General features: G+C 43.3%; 18 protein-coding genes. 17 read left to right on the top strand and 1 reads right to left on the bottom strand.

Going from position 1 to position 26859, the window contains the following annotated elements:
• Positions 1-106 precede the first annotated feature (106 nt).
• Positions 107-2050 (bottom strand): tetratricopeptide repeat-containing sensor histidine kinase, encoded by a 1944-nt coding sequence (locus VRU48_RS06660; RefSeq protein WP_330107140.1) that lies wholly within the window; start codon positions 2048-2050, stop codon positions 107-109.
• A 290-nt stretch (positions 2051-2340) separates the two neighbouring features.
• Here VRU48_RS06660 and VRU48_RS06655 point away from each other — a divergent pair, with 290 nt between their 5' ends.
• The 17 genes from VRU48_RS06655 to VRU48_RS06575 all read left to right on the top strand — a co-directional run bounded on the left by VRU48_RS06655 (position 2341) and on the right by VRU48_RS06575 (position 26831).
• The gene (locus tag VRU48_RS06655; protein ID WP_330107139.1) at positions 2341-3471 is read left to right on the top strand and encodes a hypothetical protein; all 1131 of its coding nucleotides are present in this window, start codon (positions 2341-2343) and stop codon (positions 3469-3471) included.
• 54 nt (positions 3472-3525) lie between these two features.
• On the top strand, positions 3526-4911 hold the full coding sequence (locus VRU48_RS06650; protein WP_330107138.1) for a hypothetical protein: 1386 nt from the start codon (positions 3526-3528) through the stop codon (positions 4909-4911).
• Between the two features lie 79 nt (positions 4912-4990).
• Positions 4991-7180 (top strand): tetratricopeptide repeat protein, encoded by a 2190-nt coding sequence (locus VRU48_RS06645; RefSeq protein WP_330107137.1) that lies wholly within the window; start codon positions 4991-4993, stop codon positions 7178-7180.
• A gap of 107 nt (positions 7181-7287) precedes the next feature.
• Positions 7288-8610 carry a hypothetical protein gene (locus tag VRU48_RS06640; RefSeq protein WP_330107136.1) on the top strand — a complete coding sequence of 441 codons (1323 nt, stop codon included), beginning with the start codon at positions 7288-7290 and terminating at the stop codon, positions 8608-8610.
• Between the two features lie 126 nt (positions 8611-8736).
• The gene (locus tag VRU48_RS06635; protein ID WP_330107135.1) at positions 8737-10068 is read left to right on the top strand and encodes a putative sensor domain DACNV-containing protein; all 1332 of its coding nucleotides are present in this window, start codon (positions 8737-8739) and stop codon (positions 10066-10068) included.
• 268 nt (positions 10069-10336) lie between these two features.
• A complete protein-coding gene (locus VRU48_RS06630; RefSeq protein ID WP_330107134.1) occupies positions 10337-11002 on the top strand; it encodes an O-methyltransferase in 666 nt (221 codons plus the stop codon).
• A 132-nt stretch (positions 11003-11134) separates the two neighbouring features.
• Positions 11135-11980, top strand: a complete 846-nt coding sequence (locus tag VRU48_RS06625) for a metallophosphoesterase family protein (protein ID WP_330107133.1) — start codon at positions 11135-11137, stop codon at positions 11978-11980.
• 40 nt (positions 11981-12020) lie between these two features.
• The gene (locus tag VRU48_RS06620) at positions 12021-14462 is read left to right on the top strand and encodes a bifunctional YncE family protein/alkaline phosphatase family protein (RefSeq protein WP_330107132.1); all 2442 of its coding nucleotides are present in this window, start codon (positions 12021-12023) and stop codon (positions 14460-14462) included.
• 186 nt (positions 14463-14648) lie between these two features.
• Positions 14649-15983 (top strand): sigma-54-dependent transcriptional regulator, encoded by a 1335-nt coding sequence (locus VRU48_RS06615; RefSeq protein ID WP_330107131.1) that lies wholly within the window; start codon positions 14649-14651, stop codon positions 15981-15983.
• Positions 15984-16011: 28 nt separating this feature from the next.
• Entirely contained in the window at positions 16012-17592 is a 1581-nt protein-coding gene (locus VRU48_RS06610) for a M1 family metallopeptidase (protein ID WP_330107130.1), read from the top strand.
• 515 nt (positions 17593-18107) lie between these two features.
• Positions 18108-18242 (top strand): potassium-transporting ATPase subunit F, encoded by a 135-nt coding sequence (locus VRU48_RS06605; protein ID WP_330107129.1) that lies wholly within the window; start codon positions 18108-18110, stop codon positions 18240-18242.
• Between the two features lie 4 nt (positions 18243-18246).
• A complete protein-coding gene (kdpA, locus tag VRU48_RS06600; protein ID WP_330107128.1) occupies positions 18247-19962 on the top strand; it encodes a potassium-transporting ATPase subunit KdpA in 1716 nt (571 codons plus the stop codon).
• Positions 19963-20079: 117 nt separating this feature from the next.
• A complete protein-coding gene (kdpB, locus tag VRU48_RS06595) occupies positions 20080-22110 on the top strand; it encodes a potassium-transporting ATPase subunit KdpB (protein ID WP_330107127.1) in 2031 nt (676 codons plus the stop codon).
• A gap of 25 nt (positions 22111-22135) precedes the next feature.
• On the top strand, positions 22136-22696 hold the full coding sequence (locus VRU48_RS06590) for a K(+)-transporting ATPase subunit C (RefSeq protein ID WP_330107126.1): 561 nt from the start codon (positions 22136-22138) through the stop codon (positions 22694-22696).
• A 33-nt stretch (positions 22697-22729) separates the two neighbouring features.
• Positions 22730-23800: a porin gene (locus VRU48_RS06585; RefSeq protein WP_330107125.1), complete on the top strand. Its 1071-nt coding sequence runs from the start codon at positions 22730-22732 to the stop codon at positions 23798-23800.
• 145 nt (positions 23801-23945) lie between these two features.
• On the top strand, positions 23946-25058 hold the full coding sequence (locus VRU48_RS06580) for a sensor protein KdpD (RefSeq protein WP_330107124.1): 1113 nt from the start codon (positions 23946-23948) through the stop codon (positions 25056-25058).
• A 21-nt stretch (positions 25059-25079) separates the two neighbouring features.
• A complete protein-coding gene (locus tag VRU48_RS06575) occupies positions 25080-26831 on the top strand; it encodes a HAMP domain-containing sensor histidine kinase (protein ID WP_330107123.1) in 1752 nt (583 codons plus the stop codon).
• The last annotated feature ends 28 nt before the right edge of the window (positions 26832-26859 follow it).

Raw genomic sequence — 26859 nt, 5'->3', positions numbered from 1 at the left:
GGCCCATCCAATCAATCGTTTTTTCGTTTGGCAACGAAGAACGAATACCTGCTGTCGCCATGTAGTGGTCGGCTACCACAAAAGTGCTTATCTTTATTGCCTACGCTTAAATATTAATTTCTATCATTACCGAGGTGCCCTTGCCAGGGTTCGATTGCAGATCTATGCGACCTTTTAAAAACTCGACACGGTTTTTTATATTGGGCCAGCCCATTCCGACAGATTGTTTCAAAAGCTCAGCGTCAAAGCCATTTCCATCATCTTCTACAGTTACAGCAAGCAGTTTTTCTTGTGCCGATTGGTGGAGCTGTACCAATACATTTTTGGCATTGGCATGTTTGATGATATTGTTCAACAACTCTTGTACGATCCGGTAAATGGTAACCGATGTGGTTTGTGCTATTTCGGTCTGCTGCATGCCCACCGATTGGTAGTTGACATGGACCACACCGCTATGGGTTATCTCGGTACAAAACTCCTTTAATGCAGCGTCGAGCCCATATTTTACCAGTATCTCTGGCATCATGTTATGGGCTACGCGGCGCATTTCTTTAATGGAACTATCCAACATATCAATGCTCCGGTTAAAGGCATGGGCATTGTCGGGCGTCATGATTAGGTTTTCCTTTACTGTATTGAGTGAAAATTTAATGCCACTCAGCATACCGCCCAATCCATCGTGCAGGTCTTTGGCCAGGCGGGTACGTTCTTGTTCTTCGCCTTTCAGTACAGCTTCTGTAGCGGTGAGCTGTTTTTCGGTTTCCAGTTCATCAATCTTTGCCTGTTGCAATTTTTGACGGTGCTTGTAGTTGCGGTAACTCAGTATAGAAATGGCAAGAAAAGCGATGGTTCCGGCTATCAAAAAGTAATTAAGAATATTTTTTTGCCGTATTTCGGCTGTCTGTAACTTTATCTGGCTTTCTTTTTTTTCAGTTTCGAATTTTACTTCTTCGTTGGCATGTTTTTGAGCCATCGATTCGGTAAAGATATCTTCCTTGATTTTTGTGGCTTCTCTTTGATATTGAGATGCTAAAGCATAATTATGCTCTGCATACAGCACATTAGAGAGGCTTTGTAATATTGTTCCTCTTGCTTCTTTATAATCATTGGCTTTGCTGATATCAAGTGCCTTAAAAAGTAATTCTTTGGCTTTGGCATGTTGATCTGTTTTTAAATAATAGACTGACAAATTTTGATAGCAAGACATGATATTAAAGTTGTCGGCTATTTGAATGGCTGTTGCCAGTCCTTTTTCTGCATAATATTTTACCTGTTCCAGTTTGTTTTGCCTATCCATGATTTCTACCATCCCTTCACAATTCATGGCAACAAAACTTGGAAAGTTATATTTGTCGCAGAGCGATAAACTTTCTTTATAGGCTTCAATTGCTTTTGTATCTTGCCCTAATGCATCGTAGGCATTGCCTAGATTTAGTAACGTAGAAGTGAGCGACTTGTAATTCTTGTTTTTTCTATCAAGGATTTCAGCCTTTTTTCCAAACTCGATGGCTTTTTTATAGTCTTTTATCATCAGGTAGTTTGCCGCCATACTGGCATTTAAAGTGGCCCTGGTTTTGGATGAAGTGTCTAGCCGTTCTATAATCCGTACCCCTTTCAAACTATAGGCTATCCCTGTTTCATAATCCGATTTGAAATTGTAGCGTTCTCCAAGGGTAAAGTAGGCAATGCCCATGTTTAAAGAATCCTTCGTTTCCGTAGCGATTTTGAGGATCTGTTTGCCATACCATATGGCCGAATCGTGCTGCATAAGCGTTGCAAACAGGTACATCATCCTTTTATTGTACTTTAGTTTGCCTGCATTATAGTTCAGCTTATTGCTAAGGCGACCACCTTCTTTGGCATAGGTCATCGCCTTTTTCATATCGTGGTCTTCATATTCCAAGGTAAGCGCAAAAAGTAATTTTACCTTGCTGGTATCTTCTTTCGACTTATTCAGTAACCTTTTAAGACTATCAATTTTTTGCAGGTCTTGGCCATAGCTATTTAGTAAACACAATAGCATCAATAAGCTTGTCACTAGTTTTTTCATGGAGTACAAATTAGGTATAGCTGTTGGGGTTCTTCATCATCTTTTTTAATGATTTTATAAAAAATACTGGACTAAAAACCATCTTTCGGATGGGTATGCCTCATTGATGCATGCCTGGCTATTTGCTTGTTTCAATTAAAGTTAGTTAAAATTTTAACCAAGCAATGGAATGACTTCGTCTTTGTTGATTGAAATTCTAGCTCATCTGCCAACAGCTTAAAAATCATCTTTTTTAATGATTGCCCGGTCTTGTTATTCAATCTAATTTTACATCATAAAATCTAAAAACCATGAAAAAAATAATCATCCTATTTCTATTTATTGCAAGTGCAATAGGCAGCAATGCACAAATAAAAAAAATTGATTCAAGTAAATTGGTTAAACCGGTTATTAACGCTAAGGTTAAAGGACAAATCGTAACGCCGACACCGCAGCAAACGAATACTACGCCAACTACAAATGTTTCAATAGCGCCGCCGAAGCAAACGGCAACAGGCATGTTATACACCCCTCCATCAAGCACAACGCAAACTCCAAATCAGCCCACCACCACCACAACAACAACTACTACAACTACGAATTCAACTCCTGTACCAACGGCCCTTCCCGATATAGTTATTACCAATATTAGCTTTTCTCCCAATACAGGTAATACCTATGCCGTAAATTATAGCTTAAAAAATGTGGGTACTGCTGCCGTAAAAAAAGGTTTGCTATCCGTACAGAGCTATATAAATGGTGCCCCCGCAGGAGGTGGCAATTCGACCAGCCTAACAAGCGAAACAAATCAATTGCTCAATCCCGGAGAATCCATGAGTAGCAGAAATACGTTTAGCACCAATGGTATTATCGTGGGCAATGCCTACACATTTGAACTCTGTGTAAATGGAATGAAATCAAATGCTGGCACTGCTTCCGAAAAATGGGTTGGGCAGCAATTTGCTGAATCGAATTTTACAAATAATGTGATACAATCTTCGTTTACCATTCCACCGCCACCACCAGCTCCGGCAGATATAGAAGTTACCATTACCAAAATAGAAAAGAGCCCAGCGGATACGGCATCATTCGTTAGGATTTATTATACCTTAAAAAACATTGGTGAAACAGCCATTCCATCAACTGCCTCACTAAGCTTACAAAGCCGGGTTGAAGATACAGATAATGACCCCAGTACTTTTCTGGAAACCGCCTGTTGCGGGCAGGCTACTGGAGGAAATACTTTGGGCGCGGGTGAAATTCCATTAGCACCTGGAAGCGCAAAAGAACTTTTCTATGATGCGAGAGTAGCTGGAGGTGCCAATTTCTCCACTCTACCCAAAAATGTACTTTACAAGTTCAACATTCAAATAACCGGAAATGGTTTTACCGATGGCAACAATTCAAATAATAAAAGCGGATTTAACTATTTGCTTCATTGATGTATAACTGCTGGTATTTTGAAATGATTTTGGAGAAAAGATAACCTAAAAAAGATGAAATCTGTAAAAAACATGCTCCTGTTTAGCCTGCTATTGACGGTAAGTCAGCTTTGTTTTGCCCAAAAGCAGGCCTTTGATGTAGTAAACTATGTCATACCCAGCGCTTGGGATAAAACGGAAATGGCAAATGGCATTCAACTGTCCACCAAAAACGATGGCAAAGGAAATTATGCAACTGCTATTATGCTGCGGTCGGTAGCAAGTACGGCCCCGGCAAACGAAAACTTTACCAACAGTTGGGAAAAACTGGTAAAAGGTACGGTGTCTGTTTCCGGGGAGCCAACCCTACAAGCGCCTGCTACTGAAAAAGGATGGAACATTATTTCTGGGCAGGCAGGCTATACCGATGGTGCCAATAAAGGGCGGGTAACGCTGATAACTGCTACTGGAAATGGCAAAATGACCAACGTGGTCATCATGACCAATACCGATAAATATCAAAACCAAATATTGGGTTTTATAAAAAGCTTGGACTTAAACGAAACGGCAACCGAAAAACCTGCTCCTGAAAATACGGCTTCGTCCACAAATTATACCACCGTTGCGGGAAGCAAAAATGTCTATTCAATTACTGTTCCGCCCACCTGGAGTTTAAATGAAGGGGGAAATAATGTAACGGTAGAAAAAAATACAAGTACAGGAAAAAGAATTATCGAGTTCATGAGCATGATCAAATCGTCGGGCAATTTAGAAAAGGATATGGAGCATGTTTTCTTTGATGTTTTTGATGGCTGGAGCCTGTATAACAGTCCCAACAACCTTTTATTTGAAAAGGGAGATCACGAACAAGGGTTGACCAGTCAGGGCCTGCCTTATTATATGTTAAGCAATAGCATTAGTAAAAACGGAGGGGGCAATGGTGAGGTTATAAAAGGTACCGTGCTGCTTATCCAAGCGGGAACAAACCTCGCCGTGATTAATTCGGCTGATAAGATACTGGGCAGCGAAACAGATATGGCCTTGAATTTTCTTTTATTCAGTTTAAAAATAAACGGTATTGCCGGAAAAAATGTGGATTATAAAAAACAACTGATAGGTACATGGGGCTCAAGCAGCGGGTTATATGGCAATAGTTTAAGTACGGCTACCAGTTACACTACAGAAGGAAAATATTATGTGTTAACCCAATCTGCTTATACGGTGGGCTATGACTATTATAATGATTTAATTAAGAGTAAGCAATTTAAAGGCGAGGGTGCATTTACCTTAAAAGGAAATGTTTTGGAGCGAAAATTTAGTTCGGGGGCGGTAACAAGATACTTCATCCGGTTTTATTCAAAAAAATACGGGAATAATCAGTGGCAAAGTCTAATGAGTTTGTACGACTGTAATTATGATAAAAACAAAATAGAAGCGGTTCTTCCTTTTCATAAGTTTTAATTACTAGGCCAATTTGAAAAAGGGAAAGCAGCAATCAAGAATTAATTCTTCCTTAATCGGATAAAAAAAAAATCAAGGTATGAAATATTTAATCGCAGCAATGCTGATGCTCATCAGCGGCATTTCTTATGCCCAAAAGCCTTCTAAAGAGCAAATGGAAGCAGACAGAAAAAAAATGGTCGAAGCTCAAAAACAACTGGAGGCTAAAAAAGCGTCCATGAGCCCGGAGGCCAGAAAGAATTTTGAAGATATGATGGAAAAAATGGGTGCCAATAAAGCCATGCAAAACGCACAGCAGGGGTTGGATTACAATGCCAAAGGGAACACGAATGTAATGCAGCGGAGTACCGACCCTAATATTGTTCCCGATAAAATTGCTGAACTTAAAATAGCCACCACACCACAGACCAAGCCACAGCTAACGGCCTATCTTACGCCAATTTTTAACGAGACAGATAAACTGATAAAGCCCGAAAGCAAAAGCGCGGTAAAAAGCCTAATAAACAAAGGCGAAAAAACAGGCAAGTATGCCATGGTGTTTTGGGCAAATAATGAATTGGACAAAGCGTTGTATCTCTTGCTGAATGCCTGCATGACCAATCCAGATGATTTGGTTTCCTTAAATAACCTGGGAAGCCTGCTTACCATTTCGGGTTATGCGCATAAATCGCTGCCTATATTATTGTATGCCCAAAAGTTGTTGCCTAATAGCGGCACCGTCCTCAACAACACGGGACAAGCTTTGCTGAGTGTTGGCAATGTTGATAAGGCAAAAACGATGTTGGTTGCAGCAGTAACAAAAGATTCGACCAATGCCCAGGCCTATCGTTCTTTGGCATTAATTGCCCAGAAACAAGGAGATAAACCGTTATGCGCTGGCTATCTTCAAAAAGCCATTGCACATGGTGGCGCTACCACGCAAAACATTAACCTTTTGCAACAGCTATCTCCAACAGCCGATAAGTCGGCTATGTACCAGGCCATACGCAATAATTTCAAACAATTTTATAAAGACCATAGCATCACCAAAAGATTTATTATACCGCCAATACCTCATAGTTACGAAGCTGCCTTAGCAGTATATCCCGAAGTAAACGGCTTTTTCCTGAACCTGGATGTCACCATAAGCGACGCAAGAAAAACAGGAACACAACTCCAAAAAGACTACAGCAAACAGTTGACAGATAACATGAATAAACGGATGGCACAAGTGCAGCAAATAGCGGCTAATGCAGGAAAACCCGGCACTGCTAAAGCCATACAAGATATGAAAGCAGGGCTTACCAATCCGTTTTTGGCCCATGCCACCTTCATGCTCAATGCCATTGATAACCCACAATACAGCGTTTCTTACATCAATCGCATGAAAAAGGAAACAGCAAGCCGTTTGCAAAGTGAAAATGAATTGAAGCAGGCCTTGAAAGCGGATTATGACGATAAGATAAGCGCCCTTGTAAAAGAGAAAAGTAAACTGGATGACGGAGAAGGCAAAGGAGCAGCAAACCAACGGGCTATGGAAATTGAAAAAGAACTCTGCGCACTAAGAATAGCAAGACAAAATAAATGGCTGGACAAATCGGCTGAGATCAATAACCAATATATCCGCAAGATGGAAGATTTGATGAACCAGCGGCTACAGGAATATCTGTTTTGGAATACAATAGTCATGCAATCCTTTCAAGATCCCACACCGGTAAACTATCAGGCTTATGTTGGCTACCTCAACGATTTGAAAAGCTTCCGTTCTTTTTTTCCTTTTTATGTAGATGGCGGTTTGTCAAAACCTTGTGGCGATTATTTAAAACCAGACAACAATACCAAAGGAAAAATACAGGTTTGGGAGAGGGAGCATTGCGAAGTGGATTTTGGTTTTGATGCCAAAGTGGTCGCCGCAAAAATGAATTGCGAAGGATTTTCGGTTTATGGCAGTATCCCGGCGGGCGAATTTACTTACAGCCGAAGCTATGATCCGGTAACCTGGGAAACCACTGGCCATAGCATTACCGTAAAAGGAGGCAAAGACAAAGAATTTGAAATTGGCAAAATTGGTGGCAAAATTGGCGCATCGGTAGAAACAACTGTACAATTTGATGGCAATATGAACCCTGTCGACCTGATCGTTACAGGATCGGCGGGAGCAGAAATAAAAGGACCGATGGGTGGAGGGGTTTCGGCAGATTTAGGTGCGGTAACGGTAAGCGTAAACGGAGGGTTCAATAGCGCTGGCCCGGGCTTTACGTCCATGGGCAGCAGCTTTTTAAAAAATTAAGCAAGTGATGCGTTTTAACAATCAAGTTCAGGCATATCCAATCATTCTTTTTAAGGATTGACCGGCTTTGATGACCATTCTATTTTTACAATGAAATATTTAAAGAAATGAAAAGAATATTTTTTAGCTGCCTGTTGTTTTATGGTTTTGCTGCACAGGCACAATTTAATGCAATAGCAAAACAAATGAACAAGGATTGCAACGGTGAAAGTGTATTAAAAGAACCGGGCAGGTTTTTTGATGCCCACGTTGGTTGGACAACGAGCGGAGGCAAAGCGGGTTATACTTCGGCCGAAATAGCCAATGCAAATAAAATAATGACGACATTTGAAAACCTATGTAAACCAAAGCTGCAATTTACCGGCGGATTGGCGAAAGCCAGTTTTGGCTTAAGTTCTGGGATATTTTATAATCAGTTGCCTGTTTACAGTTATATCTACAACCTGGGTTTGCATCAATTTGTCTGTAACGTACAAACACATAAGCTGGCCATTGTTGATGAATACCAGGGCGTGCTTAGGGTAATCGGAAATCCATTGTTTCAAAAGGTGTTTAATGCTATCGAGGGAAATGCCAATGCTTATAAAGTCCCGGCAAATTCACAAAATATAAATGCTCCTTTTATTGCCATACTTAATTACTATGGTTTTGCCGACAGCAGGGTGGTCAATGCAATTAACAACGGAAATGGTTTTATTGACCTGAATGCCGAACAAACGGGCAATCTCAGCCTCTATCAGGTAGTAGAGAATAGGCCCGGCAAAGGATATGGCATTAACTTTCCTAATTCTGGTTTCGTTACTGTAAATAACGATATGGTGTATCGCCATGCGTTTATTACGCACACCGATATTCCTTTTTTTATTCCCATTACAAGGAAAAAAATTTTGCAGGATATGCTGGAATTTTACGACAGGGAAAAGCCTGAGCTGGTAGCGAATATGCAAGATAGAATAAAGAAGCTGGCAAAAACGATCATCGAATCGGAGAAGACGAACAGCAGTTATTTACAGGATCAAAAAAACAGGCAGGTCCTGCAGGAACAAAGTGCCCGGGATATCCTTGCTGTAAATGAGCAGAAAAAACAAACCGTTACCAAGTTGCTGCAATCGAAAGATGAAAAATGGCTGAGCCAGCAAGCCGTTGTCCAGCCTGATAATAAATCTTTTACTGTTCCTTATAACCGCAACATCAATTCAAAAGAAATATACGGGAATTTTTACTTCACCGAATTTTATACCGGCACCGAAGGTTTCAGTCTGTACCAGATCAACCCTGAATACCTGAAAAAGTATCCGCCCAACGGAATCAAACCAGCATTGATAGATGTAATGTTCCGCTTTAAGCCAAACGACAAATTTTTAATGGGGGTAAAAGAATCTTTTATCGACCAACTTAACCTGGATGAGTTTAGGAAACTGCTGCAATAATCAGCTATGTGCCTACAAGCCTCCATTATCGATTTTTGTGTCAAAATTTGACAGACCGCCAAAAGGCGGTTTTTTTTCGTTTATTTTCAGTTAAGTTTGTGTAAGACCGAAATTGATTTTACGGAAATGTCTAAAAATTATACCCCAAACGACTTGGCCAATTTTGTGTTTAGAGAACTTGCGCGCTCTAAAACCAGCAAAAAGCCCTCGAAAAGTATATTGGAACAGCTGTTCAATACCTTGTACTACACCAGTTTGCAAACCGAGGAAGGCCAGTTTATTAAGGTAACCATTACGCTGTACGACCATCTTTCGGCCCACAAAACCGTAACCCATAACGACGACTGGAAGTTTTTTCCTTTCGGTACGCCGATGGAATTTAGCGTAAAGAATTTGGTTAAGCTTTCGAAAGCAGCCGATCCCTGGAGCTCGAGCCTTTCTGTTTACTACAATGAAAACGAACAGCTGTTTATCCATGGCATGATAGACCAGGCGGTTCATTACCAGAATTTCCTCAATTACGAGCGTGATAACGAACCCTTGTATCCGGGGATGATCCAAACCATGATCAACGGCATCGGCATCTTGAACGTGATGCTCGAATATCAGCCTTTGGCGGCATTGAACCAGAATTATTTGGTAAGGCACTATCCCAACGTATTTGAATATGGCCCGGTTTCCGATTTCATTGTAAGCAGCTCTGCCTACAGTAAAAAGGAGCTGGAAAAAGCTATGAAAGAAAAGCTTGACGAAACGGATGTAGAGGTTTTTAACGATTTTATTTTTGAATACGTCATCCAATCCATTAGCCGGATATTGCTCAAAATTAAGAACTATCATCACGGTGGTGCCATTCTCATTACCAAAGACTTTAAGCCAAGTACTGATCTCAACATCAAATACAAGCTCGAATATAACCGTATACAAACGGCTGTCATGAATATTTTGAGTACGGTAATGGACAGCGAAGCTTTAGAAAAAGTAATCAAATCGCTCAAAAGGAGGGGCGAGGATATGCCGATTGAACTGCATGAGGAGTACGATCTGAGCGAAATAGATATTGAAGACAGTTTTAACGAATTGAGTGGGGCAGTACGCTTCGTGTCGTCGCTAACCTGTGTTGACGGTTTGGTACTGCTTTCGCCACAAATGGTGGTCCATGGCTTTGGTGCGGTCATTTCAGAAAAAGGCCATCCCGATGTGGTGTACATCAGCAATGCCTCAAAACCCGCCAATAAGCTGGTTAAAATGGCACCTTCGCATTTCGGTACACGTCACCAATCCATGTTTTCGTATTGTTTAAAGCATCCCGAGAGTCTGGGCTTTGTAGTTTCGCAAGATGGAGAAATACGGGCCATCAAAAATGTGAATGGCAAAATAATCGTTTGGGAAAACATTAAGGTTTACCAGTTCTTAAAGAGCAACAAACTGGCTAAGGTGGTGGGTTGGAAACCGTAGAAAGACTAAAGATTAAAGCGAAAAGACCAAAGGGTGGTTGTTTCAATTGGCAGTTAGCAACTTCAATGAACAGCAATGTCTTGAGGCGGGGTGGTTCAGGTTTCAACCGCTTTTTTACCATTGAGACATTAAGAAACATTTAGGTAGTTGGCAGTTTACAATTAAGAACAGATGTAATTTAACAATCTAACAATAAAGCATTTGGGTTGTTGTACAATGTAGCAATTTAACAGTTTGTCGCTTCAACAATTTTAACAATTAAGCAAATATGGATCAGCAATTATTCGAAAAAGTAGATCAGTATATCAGCGATCTGGTTGCGCCAGAAGACCAGGTGCTTCAAGAAACCATTCAGTCGTTAGACGAGGCCGCGATGCCTCAAATTAGTGTAACGCCAACACAAGGCAAGTTTTTGCAAGTGATGCTGTTGATGTGCAAGGCCAAGCGTGTGCTCGAATTGGGTACTTTGGGCGCCTACAGTACCATTTGGATGGCCAGGGCAATTCCAGCCGATGGAAAAGTAATTACGGTTGAATTTGATCCGCACTATGCCAGCATTGCCAAGCAGAATATCGCCAAAGCAGGCCTCAGTCATCAAATAGACCTGCGTGTTGGCAAAGCCATGGACGTACTGCAGGAACTGATTGCCCATAAGGAGGAGGCTTTCGATTTTGTTTTTATCGATGCTGATAAGCAGCCTTATGCCGAATACTTTGAATTGGCCCTGCAGCTTTCGCATCCCGGTACGGTCATTATATGCGACAATGTAATTAGGGAAGGTAAAGTGCTCGATAAAAACACAACTGATGAAAGGGTAAAAGGCGTACAGCGTTTTAACCAGTTGTTGGCCAGTAACACTCGGGTAGAAGCTACCATTATGCAAACTGTAGGTGCCAAGGAATACGACGGAATGGCTATCGCGGTGATGAAATAAATGGATAGTTGCATTTTTGGCACTTATTTTCGTAACTTTTACATGACGAAAAATTAACCAAAAGGTAATGCAATTCATGAGACTTGGCCGTCAACATCAGCTAATATTGCCTTTTCTTTAAAACCGTTTCCCATGTCGAACAGAAGATCTTTTTTGAAGGGTAGTATGGCCGCTGCGGTGCTTGCCGGTATCGTTCCATCCATAGCGTCGCTGGCCAGTGTACCACAGCAGCTGTTAAGCAAATCAGAAAGGAAGGTAAGGTTGCGCTTTGCCATCGCATCAGATGGGCATTATGGCCAGCCCAATACCGAATATAAAAAACACCACGATAATATTGTGCGTTGGCTGAATGAGGCCCATGACCAAAATCCTTTAGACTTTGTGATTATTAACGGAGATTTGGTGCATGATAGGCCAGATTTGTTGTCGGTAGTTAAAAAGGAACATTACGATCAGCTTAAAGTGCCATTTTATGCCATACCAGGCAACCACGACCATGCCGATACCGAGCTGTGGAAATCGGTTTTTGGCTATGAAGACAATTTTTCCATTCAAAAAAACAATGTAGGTATTGTTTTGGCCAATACTTCTAATACCAAAGGCGAATACCTGTGTCCAAATAATGCTTTTTTAAAGCAAGAACTGGAAAAACTCAAGAGTTTAAAAACGGTATTTGTGGTATTGCACATACCACCCCATTTTTGGGTGCCTGAAAGTCCTTTTGTCGAATGCCCAGATACGATTAAGCTGTTGCATGCCTATCCTAATGTAAAGGCGGTATTTCATGGTCACGACCATAGCCTCGATTCGGTTTTTTATACCGATAAGCTGCCCCATTTTTTCGATGCACACATTGGTGGCAATTGGGGCACGGCCTACAAGGGTTATCGTGTGGTAGAGGTTGACGAGAACGATAAGGTTTACACCTATCGGGTAAATGCCAGCCAAAATCCAACACTAAACGAAAACAAATTTTAACGTTAAAACCAGTTAACCTTATATCACGGTAATATCGAACATGAAAAAAATATACACATTGCTTGCTTTTGTTGTTTACTTTTCGACCTCGGCTCTTGCCCAATGGCCCGGAAAAGTAGGGGGTGGCCAGCAAATTCTCTTGCCCAATGGCTGGAAAATAAGTCCGGCAGGTCATTCTTTAGCTCTAGGCGATTTGCCTCTGAACACCCAGCTAAGCCCATCGGGCAAATTTCTGGCTGTGACCAATAACGGCCAAAGTACCCAATCCTTACAGTTGATCGATCTTAAAACGGAGCAGCTTGTCGACGAAAAAGTATTGACCAAAGCTTGGTATGGCTTGGCATTCAGCAAAAACGAACAACACTTGTATGTTTCGGGTGGTAACGACAACTGGATATTGGATTTCAATATCGCCAATAGCAAATTGGTTAAAAGCGATACCATTAAACTTGGTCCTGTTTGGCCAAAAGCGAAAATCAGTCCAGCCGGTATTGTGGTAAACAAGGCCAATAACAAACTGTATACCGTAACTAAAGAAGACAGTTGCTTGTACATTATCAATCCGGCCGAGCAAAAAATCCTAAAGAAAATCCAGTTGCCAGCCATCGCTTATAGTTGTGCTTTGGCATCCGATGAAGACGTTTTGTACGTGTCATTGTGGGGCGGTAGGGCAGTGGCCGTGGTCGACTTGGCCAAAGAAACCATTACCGAACAGATCAAAGTAGGCGACCATCCCAACGAATTGTTGCTTAACAAAAAAGGAAACCTGCTATTTGTGGCCAATGCCAACGACAATACGGTTTCGGTAGTGAATACAGCTACGCGCAAGGTCATCGAAACCATCGCCACCACCTTGTATGCCACGCAATTGACTGGTTCAACCACCAACGGACTGGCCCTAAGTGCCAATGAAAAGACACTGTACATTGCCAATGCCGATAACAACTGCCTCGCTGTTTTCGATGTAGCCAAACCTGGCAATAGCCAGAGCCAGGGTTTTATTCCGGTAGGCTGGTACCCAACCAGTGTAAAGGTGACAGGCAACAAAATATTGGTGGCCAATGGCAAGGGAAATACTTCGATGGCTAATCCGCAAGGTCCACAGCCTATTTCAAAGGCCGATAACAGCGGCTACCAGATGGGCAGCACGGCCAACAATAAGCTGCAATATATCGCTGGTTTGTTTAAAGGCACGCTATCTTTTATCGAGACACCAAAACCCGACGAATTAAAGACCTATACCAAACAGGTTTATGCCAATACGCCTTTTACCGCGCAGAAGGAAAAGCTGGCCGATGGCGAGGCCGGAAATCCTATCCCTCGTCAGCAAGGCGAAAAATCGCCGATTAAGCATGTTTTTTACATCATCAAGGAAAACAGAACCTACGATCAGGTATTGGGCGATCTGCCTCAGGGCAATGGCGATTCGTCGCTTACCCTTTTTGGCCGAAAAGTAACCCCAAACCAGCACGCGCTTGCCGAAAATTTTGTATTGCTCGATAATTTCTATGTCGATGCAGAAGTAAGTGCCGACGGCCACAACTGGAGCATGGCCGCTTATGCCACCGATGTGGTAGAAAAAACCTGGCCAACCAGCTATGGTGGTCGTGGCGGAACTACCAATTACGAAGGCGGCCGTCCGGTTACCTATCCGAAAAATGGTTTTATATGGGATTATTGCCAGCGTGCAGGCATTAGCTACCGAAGCTATGGCGAGTTTGGCGAGTATGGCAAGGCCAATATCAAATCGTTGCAAGGCCACATGAGCCCCAAATCTCCAGGCTTTAACATGGATATCCCAGATCAGGTAAGGGCCGATGCCTGGGAACATGATTTCGATTCGTTGGTAGTGGCGGGAGCCGTACCTCAGTTTAGCACCTTGCGTATTTCAAACGACCACACCAGCGGACAAAAGAAAGGTAAAATATCGCCTCAAGCTGCGGTTGCCGATAACGATTTAGCCGTAGGACGTATTTTAGAACACCTTTCGCATAGTCCGGTTTGGAAAGAATCGGTTGTGTTTATTCTGGAAGACGACGCACAAAACGGTCCTGATCATGTTGATGCGCATCGTTCGCCGGCCTATGTAATTGGACCTTATGTAAAGCGAAAAGCCGTAATCCATACCATGTATTCGACTTCCGGATTTTTAAGAACCATGGAACTGATTTTAGGTTTGCCACCCATGAGCCAATACGATGCGGGCGCCATGCCTTTGTTCGAATGTTTCACCAATAAGCCCGATTTTACGCCCTATAAAGTCATCCAGCCTTTAATTAGTTTGGAAACACGCAATGTGGCAGTCAATGAAAGCAGCCGAAGATCGGAATTCTTCAATTTTGCCAAAGAGGATTCGGTTCCCGATTTAGACCTGAACGAAGTGGTTTGGAAATCGGTTAAAGGCGAAGATTCGGTGATGCCCGCCCCAAAAAGAAGTGCATTTGTGATATTGGAAAAGAAAAAGAAAGCCGATGATGATTAGCGCTAGGATGGGGGAGTTTGCAGTCGATGGTCTATAGTCTATGGCCCAAATTTTTTACTTTCAGCTTTGGTCTTTAGACTTTAAGCTCAACCAGTCATTTGCTATGGACTATTAACCATTAACTTCAATCCCCTTCCTTTTACCTTTCGCCTTATTTTCCTAATATTGCCTTATCAATTAGAATTTATGGGGCCAACCGTACTCATCATCGATGATGAAATCAAGATCAGAAGCCTTTTGGCCAGGATTTTGGAGCTTGAGGGATTTGTGGTTTTACAGGCACAAAACGCAAATGAAGGCCTTAAAATGCTTGCACAGCACGAAGTTTTGGTGGTAGTAAGCGATGTGAAACTGCCCGATGCCAATGGGGTAGAACTGGTCAAAAAAATCAAATCGGTCAAATCTTTTGTAGAAGTCATTAACCTTACGGCTTATGGCACCATCGCCGATGGGGTGTTGGCCATCAAAAACGGAGCTTTCGATTACCTGACCAAAGGCGACGATAACGACAAGATCATCCCCTTGGTGTACAAAGCCATTGCCAAAGCCGAACTGCAGCTACGCGTTTACGAATTGGAGGGCAAGGTAAGCAATAAATATAGCTTTAAAACGATATTGGGCAACTCCAAAGCCATCAGGGAAGCCATTGGCTTGGCCGAGAAAGTTGCCGTAACCGATACCACCGTGCTTTTGTTGGGCGAAACCGGCACCGGAAAAGAGGTGTTTGCCCAGGCCATCCATTACGAAAGCCAGCGCAAAAACAAGCCTTTTGTAGCCCTAAACTGTAGTGGTTTTAGTGCCGAATTGTTAGAAAGCGAATTGTTTGGCTATAAAGCCGGAGCTTTTACCGGAGCTAACAAAGACAAAAAAGGTCTGCTGGAAGAGGCCAATGGCGGTACCTTGTTTTTAGACGAAATCGGCGAAATGAACCTCGATTTACAGGCCAAGCTCTTGCGCGTGCTCGAAAACCAATCGTTCATCAAGGTAGGCGCTACCACCACTAATCAGGTTAACGTCCGTATTTTGGCCGCCACCAATCGCAACCTCAAGGCCCAAGCCGACGAGGGGCATTTTAGGCTCGATCTTTATTACCGGCTTTCGGTATTTGTTATTCCTTTGCCTGCTTTAAGAGAGCGCAAAGCGGATATTCCAATGCTGGCCACTTTTTATTTGAAGGAATTTGCCGACAAGGTAAATCGGCCGGCGTTAAAAATGGACGAAAAGCTGATCGATGCGTTAACCAAACACAGTTGGAAAGGCAATGTGCGGGAACTTAAAAATGTAATCGAACGCCTGGTGATCTTGGCCAATGGCGATACGCTGGAGGCCAGCCAATTGCCGTACGAGTTTTTTGCAGATGGCCCCATAGCCAATGCCCTCGACCTGCAGAGCGTAGAAAAATTGCACATCCAAAAAGTACTGGCGCATGCCAAGGGCAATAAAACCGAAACTGCACGTTTATTGAATATCGGATTAACTACCTTGTACCGAAAATTAGAAGAATATAAAATTGCCGATTAACCATCTGCCTGTCTTTAACCCAAAACCTATGATCAAAACCGCTTTAACGCTTTTAATTTCCCTATTTTCAATTGCTGTTTTCGCACAGGATGCCTATTGGCAGCAACAAGTTAATTATAGCATTGATGTCAGCCTAAATCCAGCTACCAAAACGCTTAGCGGATCGGAAATCATCGTTTATAAGAACAATTCGCCGTCTACTTTAGATTTTATATGGTTCCACATCTATCCCAATGCCTATAAAAATGAAACCACGGCTTTGTTTCAGCAGATCAAAAACGACGAGTCGAGGAAGGAAAAGCTGAACAAATATACTTATGGCCACATGGAGGGACTTAACTTTAAGGTAAACGGAAAAGTGGCGAAAACCGAGGCGCATCCCAATCCGCAATACATCGATGTGGTTAAGCTGATTTTGCCTAGCGCTTTAAAACCTGGTGATTCGATCAGCATCAGTACCGATTTTAAAGTGCTGTTGCCCTCTTATTTTTCAAGGTCAGGTTATGCCGATAGCCAGTTTATGGTTACGCAATGGTACCCAAAGCCCGCTGTTTTCGACAAAAATGGCTGGCACGAGTTTCCTTACCTAGATATGGGCGAATTTTATAGCGAATATGGCAACTATAAGGTTAACATTACCTTGCCGGCTGATTATGTGGTGGGCGCAACGGGCGTTTTGCAAAATGCCGACGAGTTGCAGGCCTACAAAACCATTGGTGCAAAAAACACTTTAAATCGTGGCAATACACCTGTACTTTATGCTGCCAAAGGCGATACCAAAAAATTAAGCTATAAAATTGACGATGTGCCAGATTTTGCCTGGTTTGCCGATAAAGATCTGGTTATCCAATACGATACTGCCAAATTGGTTTCGGGCAAGGTGGTTGATGTTTTCAGCTATTATCACAATAAAAAGAACTCGCTTTGGGTAAATAGCATCGATTATGTGAAAGATGCGGTTAAATATTACAGCAAATCGATAGGTGAATATGAATATCCAATTGTGCAGGCCATCGAAGGACCGGCAAACAACTCGAGCGGGGGCATGGAATACCCAACCATTACGCTGATTACCAGTCCGGATGCCAAAAAAGAAACATTGGATGGCGTGATTGCCCACGAGGTTGGTCACAACTGGTTCATGAGCATGTTGGGCAGCAACGAGCGCACGCACACCTGGCAGGATGAGGGACTGAATACTTATTTTCAGTTCAGGTACGAGGCCGAAAAATACAGATACAATTCGTTGTTTGGAGATAAAATCCCCGATAATGTAAAGGCTTTGCCTGTCGATAAGTTTCAAGCAGCAATTTACAATACCTTGGCCAATGCCCTGCCCATGAACCCAGCCATAGAAACACCAGCGGCAGATTTCAAAACTTCCGAAGATTATGGTCTTGTATCATACTTCAAAACGGCTATTTGGCTTTATATGCTCGAATCGAGTATTGGTAAGGAGAAAATGGATAAAGCTTTCCAGGATTATTTTGCCAAATGGAAGAACAAGCATCCGCAACCCGAAGATTTAAAGGCATCTTTTGAGCAATCTATCGGTGGCAAGCTCGACGATTATTTCAAATTGTTGAACCACGAGGGGTCGTTTAAATAATCCGTAAAGCGATTCGGTAGTTGTTTCGAGGTCTTACCATTTAAGACATTTAAGGTCATTCAAGTTGTTATTCGACTAAATGTCCCTTCATGCCTCAATGGTAAAAAAACAGTGGAAACTTGAACCACCCCGCCTTGCAGGCACCCCTCCAGCGGAGGGGAATGGAAGTGCCCGATATAGTCTTCCTTTTAATATTTAAGACACCTGAGGCCAATGAAATTGCTGTTCTCCTAAATGCCCCTTCATGCCTCAATGGTAAAAGAGGCGGAAACTTAACCCACCCCGCCTTGCAGGCACCCCTCCAGTGGAGAAGAATAAAAGAACCAGCCATAACCTTCCTTTTTGATAAAAACCCTTTCATTTTGGAAGGTTTTTTTTATGCGTTTATTATCGGTTTTTGATGTAAGTATTTGTGAATAAATACTTTGGATTGGTTTTGTGTTTCGTGGAACAGTGATTGGTATAAGCATGGAAAATCAATAAACAAATGACCATAATCTTATTCCTCACCCTCCTTGTCTTTTGCTGGATCGTTTACCGCTCCATCGATTGGCTCGAAAACATTTAACCTCATGATTGCTCTATTTATCACCGCAGTAGCCGTATTCCTGTACATGGTTTACGTACTCATCAAACCAGAAAAATTCTAACGCTATGAACACAGAAATCCTTGGCATCATCGCCACTTTCCTGCTCACTTTGCTTGTAGCCATTCCCTTGGGAAAATACTTGGCCAAAATGTTTGCCGGAGAAAAAGTATGGACCGACTTCCTGAAGCCCATCGAAGCAGGTATCTATAAGCTTTCGGGCATCAACCCTAAAGAACAGATGAACTGGAAGCAACATCTTAAAGTATTGTTGCTGATCAATACCCTTTGGCTCATTTATGGCTTTTTTGTACTGATTTACCAAGATAAGCTCCCTTTCAATCCCGATGGTAATCCGGGCATGACCCCCGATTTGGCTTTCAATACCATCATCAGCTTTGTGGCCAACTGCAACCTGCAGCATTATTCGGGCGAGACCGGTGTAAGTTACCTTACCCAGCAGTTTGTGCTCATGTTTTTACAGTTTGTAAGTGCCACTACCGGTATTGCCGCTGCGGTAGTGCTGTTTAAGGCTTTTAGAGACAAAACCACGCAGCAATTAGGCAACTTTTGGGAGTTCTTTGTCAAAGCCATCACCCGTTTGTTGTTGCCTTTAAGTATGGTAGTGGCCCTGATTTTAACTTTTAACGGCACCCCAGCCAGTTACGAAGGCAAAGATCAGTTTATTTCCCTGCAAGGCGATACTGTACACGTATCAAAAGGTCCGGCTGCACAATTTATTGCTATCAAGCACTTAGGAACCAATGGCGGTGGCTATTTTGGTGCTAATTCGGCCCATCCCTTCGAAAATCCGAACTACCTCACCAACATGGTCGAAATGATGGCCCAAACTATTATTCCGATTGCGATGGTCATCTGCTTTGGTTATTTCATCAGGAGAAGAAAACTAGGCTGGATGATTTTTGGCGTGATGACCATCGGTATGTTGCTGCTCATGATTCCATCCCTAACTTCCGAGCTAGGTGGCAATCACGCCATCGCCAAAATGGGTATTTCGCAAGCTACAGGAGCCATGGAAGGCAAAGAAGTACGCATTGGCCCGGCGGCAACCGCTTACTGGAGTACGCTGACTACGGTAATTTCTACCGGATCGGTAAACGGAATGCACGATAGCACCATGCCACTAACGGGCTTATGGCAAATGTTGGCCATGATGATCAACGGCTTTTACGGAGGCTGCGGCGTGGGTATACTCAACTATTTCATCTACCTCATTATTGCCGTGTTTATCTCGGGCTTGATGGTAGGCAGAACGCCCGAATTTATGGGCCACAAAGTAGAAGCACGGGAAGTAAAGATTGCGGCCATCATTACCTTGCTCAGTCCCTTGCTCATTTTAGCCGGAACGGCCATTGCAGCTTATCTATTTGTCAATTTTGGGGATGCCCATTGGGCCGTACAGCCTAAAAACTGGTTAAATAACCCAAGTTTCCATGGTTTTTCGGAGATGCTGTATGAAATGACTTCGTCAAATGCCAACAATGGTTCGGGTTTCGAAGGACTTGGAGATAACAATGTGTTCTGGAACATTTCAACCGGACTGGTTATTTTCTTGGGCCGTTTCTTACCGATTATTGGTCCGGTGGCCATTGCGGGTTTGCTGGCTCGCAAGAAATACATTCCAGAATCGGCAGGCACCTTAAAAACAGATACGCTCACTTTTAGCCTGATGACTTTCGCTGTGATTTTGGTACTCAATGCCTTGTCGTATTTCCCAGCATTGGCCTTGGGCCCGTTGGCCGAGTACTTTACTAGTCGATAGTTAATGGTTCGTAGTTAAATAGTCAATAGACCATTGTTCATAGTCAGTTAAGCAATAAACTATCGACCATGGACTATCGCCCAAAACAAACCCTCTCTTGAGAAAAAATTAAAAAAGATGAAATCCAACAATAAATTATTCGAACCTGCTTTGGTTAAAAATGCGCTGAAACAGTCGCTCATTAAACTCGATCCGCGCCTCATGGTTCGCAATCCCGTCATGTTTACGGTAGAAATCGGCACCGCCGTAATGGCTTATGTAACCATTTATTCGATCAGCCATGTTGGTCAGGGCAGTGCGCTGTATAACTTCCTTATATTTCTGATTTTATTGCTCACCGTGCTGTTTGCCAACTTTGCCGAAGCCATTGCCGAGGCAAGGGGCAAGGCACAGGCCGATAGTTTGCGCAAAACCCGCGAGGAAACACCAGCCAAAGTGGTTTTACCTGATGGGAACTACGAAATCCGTTCGTCTAACACCTTGAAAAAGGGCGAGGTATTTATTTGCGAGGCTGGCGATACCATTCCAACCGATGGCGAAATTATAGAAGGCATTGCTACTATCGACGAATCGGCTATTACCGGCGAATCTGCACCTGTAATTAGGGAAGCTGGTGGCGATAAATCGTCGGTTACCGGTGGTACCAAAGTGCTTTCCGACCAAATCAAGGTCAAAGTGAGTACCCAGCCCGGCGAGAGCTTTTTAGACAAGATGATTGCCTTGGTTGAAGGCGCCAGCAGACAGAAAACGCCTAACGAAATTGCCCTGACCATCTTATTGGCCAGTTTCACCTTGGTGTTTATCATCGTTTGCGTAACCTTAAAACCCTTTGCCGATTATGCCAATACGCCCATCACCATTGCCGCACTGATTTCGCTTTTTGTGTGCCTGATCCCAACCACTATTGGCGGTTTGTTGTCAGCCATTGGTATTGCCGGAATGGATAGGGCTTTGCGAGCCAATGTGATTACCAAATCGGGTAAGGCGGTAGAAACAGCCGGCGATATCGACGTGCTGTTGCTGGATAAAACCGGAACCATCACCATTGGCAATCGTAAAGCCACCAATTTTTACCCAACTGCAGGTGTAGAGCTGGCTCAATTTGTAGAAGCCTGTGTGTTGAGTTCTTTGGCTGATGAAACTCCAGAAGGCAAATCGATTATTGAATTGGCCAAAGCCGATAACCATAAAATTATTGAGAGTGCGCCAGCAGGTGCAGCGTTCATCAAATTTACGGCCGAAACCAGGTCGAGTGGAATGGATACTGCCGATGGCCGTCGCATTCGCAAGGGTGCTTTCGATTCGATCCGCAACTTGGTGCAACAAGCCGGAAATCAATTTCCTTCTGATATTGAAACCCGGGTAAAAACCATCGCAACCAATGGAGGTACGCCTTTGGTGGTGGCCCTCAACGAAAAAGCTCTGGGCGTGATCGAATTGCAGGATATCATTAAACCGGGCATCAGTGAACGTTTTGAACGCTTGCGCAAAATGGGGGTTAAAACCGTAATGGTAACTGGCGATAATCCATTAACCGCCAAATATATCGCCGAAAAGGCGGGGGTAGACGATTTTATTGCCGAGGCCAAACCCGAAGATAAAATGAACTACATTAAGGAAGAACAGCAACAAGGCAAACTGGTAGCCATGATGGGCGACGGCACTAACGATGCACCTGCCTTGGCGCAGGCCGATGTGGGTGTGGCCATGAACAGTGGTACACAGGCCGCCAAAGAAGCAGGCAATATGGTCGATTTGGATAACGACCCCACCAAACTGATCGAAATCGTAGAAATTGGCAAGCAATTGCTCATTACCAGGGGCACGCTTACTACTTTTTCTATCGCTAATGATGTGGCCAAGTATTTCGCCATTGTGCCGGCTTTGTTCATTGCCTCCATTCCGGCTTTGCAAAGTTTGAATATCATGGGCTTGCACAGTCCGGAAAGCGCCATTCTTTCGGCGGTAATTTTCAATGCCATCATCATTCCTATTTTAATTCCCCTGGCTTTAAAAGGCGTGGCCTATAAACCCATTGGGGCAACGGCCTTGCTTCGTCGCAACCTGTTTATTTACGGTATTGGAGGTATTGTAGCGCCATTTATCGGCATCAAAATCATCGATTTGGTAGTTGGCCTCCTTGTTTAGTTCAAAATCATTCAAAAAATATAAAATGAAAACTTTAATTCAATCCATCCGCTTAACCCTAGTCCTTTTGGTGTTGTTATGTGTGTTTTATCCCTTAAGTATTGCTATTGCCGGAAAACTAAGCAAGGGCCAAGGTGGTGGCGAAAAAATAACGAAAAACGGTAAAGTTATGGGCTATGCGCTGTTGGGCCAGTCGTTTACCAAACCGGAATATTTCTGGAGCCGTCCATCGGCAGTTGGCTATAGCGCGGCCGGTTCAGGAGGTTCCAATAAGGGCCCAAGCAATCCCGATTATCTCCAAGCAGTACAGGCGAGAATAGACACCTTGTTGAAATATAACCCGAGCCTCCAAAAAAGCGATATCCCCGCCGACATGGTTACGGCATCGGGCAGTGGCCTCGACCCGGATATTTCTGAGCAGGGTGCCATTATCCAAATCAAAAGAATAGCGACTTACCGTAAGATAGATGAGCGAAAAATAGCCGAACTCGTTGTAAAACATACCGAACAACCTTTTTTAGGCCTCTTTGGTCCGAAAAAAATTAATGTACTCGAACTGAACCTGGCATTAGACCAATTGAAATAATTAGCCGAATCCCTACTTGAAAGAATAAAACACATGAAAAAGATAATAGCAACAATCGCCGTATTAGCCCTAACTCTAAGCGTTAAAGCCCAGGATGTCCCAAAAGTCAAATTTTCGGGTTATTTGGAAACCTATTATAGCTACGATTTTAATCAGCCTGATCCTAACAATCGCCCAAGCTTTGTGTATTCGCACAACAGGCACAATGAAGTAAACCTGAATTTGGCCTTTATCAAAGCCAATTACGACAATGATAAGGTAAGGGCCAATGTAGCTTTGATGGCCGGTACCTATACCAATGCCAATCTATCGGCCGAGCCTGGCGTACTGAAAAACATCTACGAAGCCAATGCTGGCCTAAAGTTGAGCAAAACGGCCAACCTGTGGATCGATGCCGGTATTTTTGCTTCGCACATTGGTTTTGAAAGTGCGGTTTCGAAAGATTGCTGGGTGCTGACCAGAAATATTGCTTCAGAAAACACACCTTATTATGAAACAGGTGCCAAACTCAGCTATGGTACCAGCAATGGTCAATTTTTGGCTACTTTGCTTTATTTAAACGGCTGGCAGAAAATCAATCGCCCAGATGGCAACAGCAAGCCTGCCGGAGGTATGCAATTGACCTACAAACCCAATAGCAAATTAACCTTAAACTATAGCAACTATATTGGTTCTGAAGGACAGAATGCCGTGCGTGTGCATCGCATTTACCATAATTTTTATGCCGTCGCCCAATTAAGCGAAAAGTTTGGCTTAACTGCTGGCTTTGATTATGGAACGCAGCAAAAAACAAAGGGAAAATCGGCCAAGAGCAAAGTACTCTCGCCGGTTTTGATCGCCCAGTATAAATTTGATCCGAAATGGGCCATTGCCGCCAGGGCCGAATATTACAAAGACAAGGACGGTGTATTTATTGCCACTGGAACGTCCAATGGTTTCAAAACGATGGGTTATTCGCTAAATTTAGATTATTCGCCCATCAGCAATGCCGTGGTCCGTTTAGAAGGCAAGGTTTATGATAGCAAAGACCAGATTTTTACCAGAAATGGCAGTATGGTTAACCAAGATGCAGCCTTAACGGCGAGTATTGCGGTGGCTTTTTAAGAATAACACTTTCGAAGTTTTTAAAACTTCGAAAGTGTTACTTATTGTTCACTAGCTCATTGGTCATTGGTTCATTGGAAATATAACAATTAAGAACAATTAAATAGATCACACTAAACTCTAATCGCGAAGCGCCAAACACAACATGGAAAATGTAAATGAATTTATCGCGCTGGTTAAGAAAAACCGCAGAGGAAAGCTCAAAATCTACATGGGCATGAGCGCGGGCGTGGGCAAAACCTACCGTATGCTGCAAGAGGCTCATGCCTTGTTGGCGAGCGGGGTAGATGTGCGTATCGGTTATATCGAAACCCATTTTAGGAAAGAAACCCATGCCTTGCTCGATGGCTTGCCGGTTATCCCGCGCAAAAAGATTTTCTACAAGGCCAAAGAACTGGAGGAAATGGATCTGCAGGCTATCCTCAACGTGCATCCAGAAGTGGTAATTGTTGACGAGCTGGCGCATACCAATGCCGAAGGCAGCAAGAATGCCAAGCGCTGGCAAGATGTTTACGATATTTTGGAGGCTGGCATCAGTGTAATTTCGGCGGTCAACATCCAGCACTTGGAAAGCATCAACGAGGAAATTGAAGAGATTACGGGCATTCCGGTTACCGAAAGAATTCCCGACAAGATTTTGGAACTGGCCGATGAAATCGTCAATATCGATTTAACAGCCGACGAATTACTTACCCGGTTAAAAGAAGGCAAAATCTACCAGGAAAATAAGATTGCGCAGGCCTTGAATAATTTTTTCCAGTCGGAGAAAATATTGCAGCTGCGCGAACTGGCGCTAAAGGAGGTAGCCCATCAGGTAGAACGGAAAGTAAACAGGGAAGTGCCCAAACAGATCAAGCTGCGTCAGGAGAGGTTCTTGGCCTGCATTTCTTCCAATCCTGATACCGCCAAGGTGGTCATCAGAAAAACGGCCCGACTGGCTTCCTATTACCATTCGCCCTGGCTGGTTTTGTATGTGCAAAGTAATAATGAGCAGGCCGATAAAATTAAGCTGGATAAACAGCGATATTTATTGAACAATTTGAAGTTGGCCACCGAATTGGGTGCCGAAGTAATCCGGATCAAAAGCGATGAGATTACCAAAACCATTATCCAGTTGGCCACCGAAAGAGAAATAACTACGATATGTATCGGCAAGCCCCATTTTAACCTGTTTCAGCTCATTTGGCGCACCAGTTTGTTTAACCAGTTGCTAAAGGCCATGGCAGAAAGGGATACCGACTTGGTTATTTTGTCTTAAATGAATTTTAAATTTAAAGCGATGAAGATAAAAACAAAACTTCGGCTTGGATTTGGCTTTTTGTTCCTGGTTGTGATCAGCTTTGGAGCCATTTCCCTTTACCATATCAACGAAATTGCCTCGCGTTCGAAAGTGATTTTGAAAGACAATTATAAGTCGTTGGTGTATGTAAACGATATCCGCACGGCACTCGATGCCCAAAATGGTACCATCAATAGCGCAAATGCGGTACAAATTGAAAAAGCTTTGCAACTGGAAGAAGCCAACGTGACCGAACCTGGCGAAAAGGCGGCGGTATTGGCTCTCCGACAAGCTTTCGATCGGTTAAAACAGCCCAACATTATGTTTGCGCAGCAACGCGAAGCCATGAGCGATATCCACTTGCAGTTGCGCAATATAGACGAACTGAACATGAACGCCATTGTCAGGAAAAACGAAAAGGCGCAACAGGCTACCGAAAGAGCGACGCTTTTTTTGAGCATTACCGCTTCGGTTACTTTCATCATTCTATTCAGCTTTATCGTCAATTTTCCGGGTTTTATTGCCAATCCCTTGCGTGAACTGTTGGAAGGTATTCGCGAAATCAGCCGTAAAAACTACAAGCAGCACCTCAATTTTAAAGGGCACGACGAGTTTAGCGAACTGGCTTTGGCTTTTAACAAAATGGCATTGGAACTCAAAAACTGGGACAACAGCAATGTGGCCAAAATCAAATCGGAAAAGCAGCGCATCGAAACCATTATCGAGCAAATGCAGGATGCCATTATCGGCTTAAACGAAAAGCAGGAAATCCTGTTCCTCAACAAGGTGGCCGGACAGTTGCTTAACCTCGATTCGGCACTGGCAGTAGGCAAAAGCGCCGAGGAGCTGGCCCAAAAGAACGAACTGCTTCAAAGGATATTGGCCGATCAAAACAGCAAAGAACCTTTGAAAATCTATGCCGACGAAAAGGAATCGTACTTTATGCTCGAACAGCGCGAAATTACCATTCCCAATTTCGACGAGTTTAACGACCCTACGCTGATTGCCGTTGGCAAATCGGTCGGCAAGGTTTATGTGCTCAAAAACATCACCCAGTTCAAGGAGCTCGACGAAGCCAAAACCAATTTCATTGCCACGGTTTCGCACGAGCTGAAAACACCGCTTTCGTCTATCAAAATGAGTTTAAAACTCCTCAACGACGAAAGGGTAGGCACGATGAACCAGGAGCAAAGCGAATTGGTGAAGCACATTAAGGAAGACAGCGAACGCCTGTTGAAGATTACCAGCGAACTGCTCGATTTGGCCCAGGTAGAAACTGGAAACCTGCAGCTTAATTTTGTACGCACCAATCCCGCCGATATTGTGGGACTGGCCGTAGACGCGGTGAATTTTCAGGCCGAACAAAAAGAAATTAGGTTAGAACTACAGGTACCTGCAAAATTGCCCGCAGTTAATGCCGATGTGCAGAAAACGGCTTGGGTGCTGGTTAATTTCCTATCGAACGCCTTGCGCTACAGTTCCGAAAAATCGAAAGTATTGGTACAGGTGAGCGAACAGCATGGTTTTATTGAGTTTTCGGTTCGCGATTTTGGAAAAGGGATAGAAGAACAATACCAAAAGAAGCTCTTTGATCGCTACTACCAGGTGCCAACCGACGGACAAAACAAATCGGGCTCGGGTTTGGGCTTGGCCATTTCTAAAGATTTTATCGAAGCCGAACAAGGCAGGATTTGGGTAGAAAGCGCCATTGGCGAAGGCAGCAGGTTCTGTTTTGCTTTGCCAATAGCATAAAATTTTTTGGCGCAGCCTTGCGAAGTTT

Origin of the sequence: Pedobacter albus (genome assembly GCF_036324255.1) — a bacterium.
Lineage (GTDB): Bacteria > Bacteroidota > Bacteroidia > Sphingobacteriales > Sphingobacteriaceae > Pedobacter > Pedobacter albus.
Note: the sequence above shows the minus strand (reverse complement) of the source record. Positions and strands in the feature narration are given on the sequence as shown.

Coding starts and splice junctions, on each gene's coding strand:
- VRU48_RS06660 (WP_330107140.1), bottom strand. CDS start 2,050: ATGAAAAAACTAGTGACAAGCTTATTGATGCTATTGTGTTTACTAAAT.
- VRU48_RS06655 (WP_330107139.1), top strand. CDS start 2,341: ATGAAAAAAATAATCATCCTATTTCTATTTATTGCAAGTGCAATAGGC.
- VRU48_RS06650 (WP_330107138.1), top strand. CDS start 3,526: ATGAAATCTGTAAAAAACATGCTCCTGTTTAGCCTGCTATTGACGGTA.
- VRU48_RS06645 (WP_330107137.1), top strand. CDS start 4,991: ATGAAATATTTAATCGCAGCAATGCTGATGCTCATCAGCGGCATTTCT.
- VRU48_RS06640 (WP_330107136.1), top strand. CDS start 7,288: ATGAAAAGAATATTTTTTAGCTGCCTGTTGTTTTATGGTTTTGCTGCA.
- VRU48_RS06635 (WP_330107135.1), top strand. CDS start 8,737: ATGTCTAAAAATTATACCCCAAACGACTTGGCCAATTTTGTGTTTAGA.
- VRU48_RS06630 (WP_330107134.1), top strand. CDS start 10,337: ATGGATCAGCAATTATTCGAAAAAGTAGATCAGTATATCAGCGATCTG.
- VRU48_RS06625 (WP_330107133.1), top strand. CDS start 11,135: ATGTCGAACAGAAGATCTTTTTTGAAGGGTAGTATGGCCGCTGCGGTG.
- VRU48_RS06620 (WP_330107132.1), top strand. CDS start 12,021: ATGAAAAAAATATACACATTGCTTGCTTTTGTTGTTTACTTTTCGACC.
- VRU48_RS06615 (WP_330107131.1), top strand. CDS start 14,649: ATGGGGCCAACCGTACTCATCATCGATGATGAAATCAAGATCAGAAGC.
- VRU48_RS06610 (WP_330107130.1), top strand. CDS start 16,012: ATGATCAAAACCGCTTTAACGCTTTTAATTTCCCTATTTTCAATTGCT.
- kdpA (WP_330107128.1), top strand. CDS start 18,247: ATGAACACAGAAATCCTTGGCATCATCGCCACTTTCCTGCTCACTTTG.
- kdpB (WP_330107127.1), top strand. CDS start 20,080: ATGAAATCCAACAATAAATTATTCGAACCTGCTTTGGTTAAAAATGCG.
- VRU48_RS06590 (WP_330107126.1), top strand. CDS start 22,136: ATGAAAACTTTAATTCAATCCATCCGCTTAACCCTAGTCCTTTTGGTG.
- VRU48_RS06585 (WP_330107125.1), top strand. CDS start 22,730: ATGAAAAAGATAATAGCAACAATCGCCGTATTAGCCCTAACTCTAAGC.
- VRU48_RS06580 (WP_330107124.1), top strand. CDS start 23,946: ATGGAAAATGTAAATGAATTTATCGCGCTGGTTAAGAAAAACCGCAGA.
- VRU48_RS06575 (WP_330107123.1), top strand. CDS start 25,080: ATGAAGATAAAAACAAAACTTCGGCTTGGATTTGGCTTTTTGTTCCTG.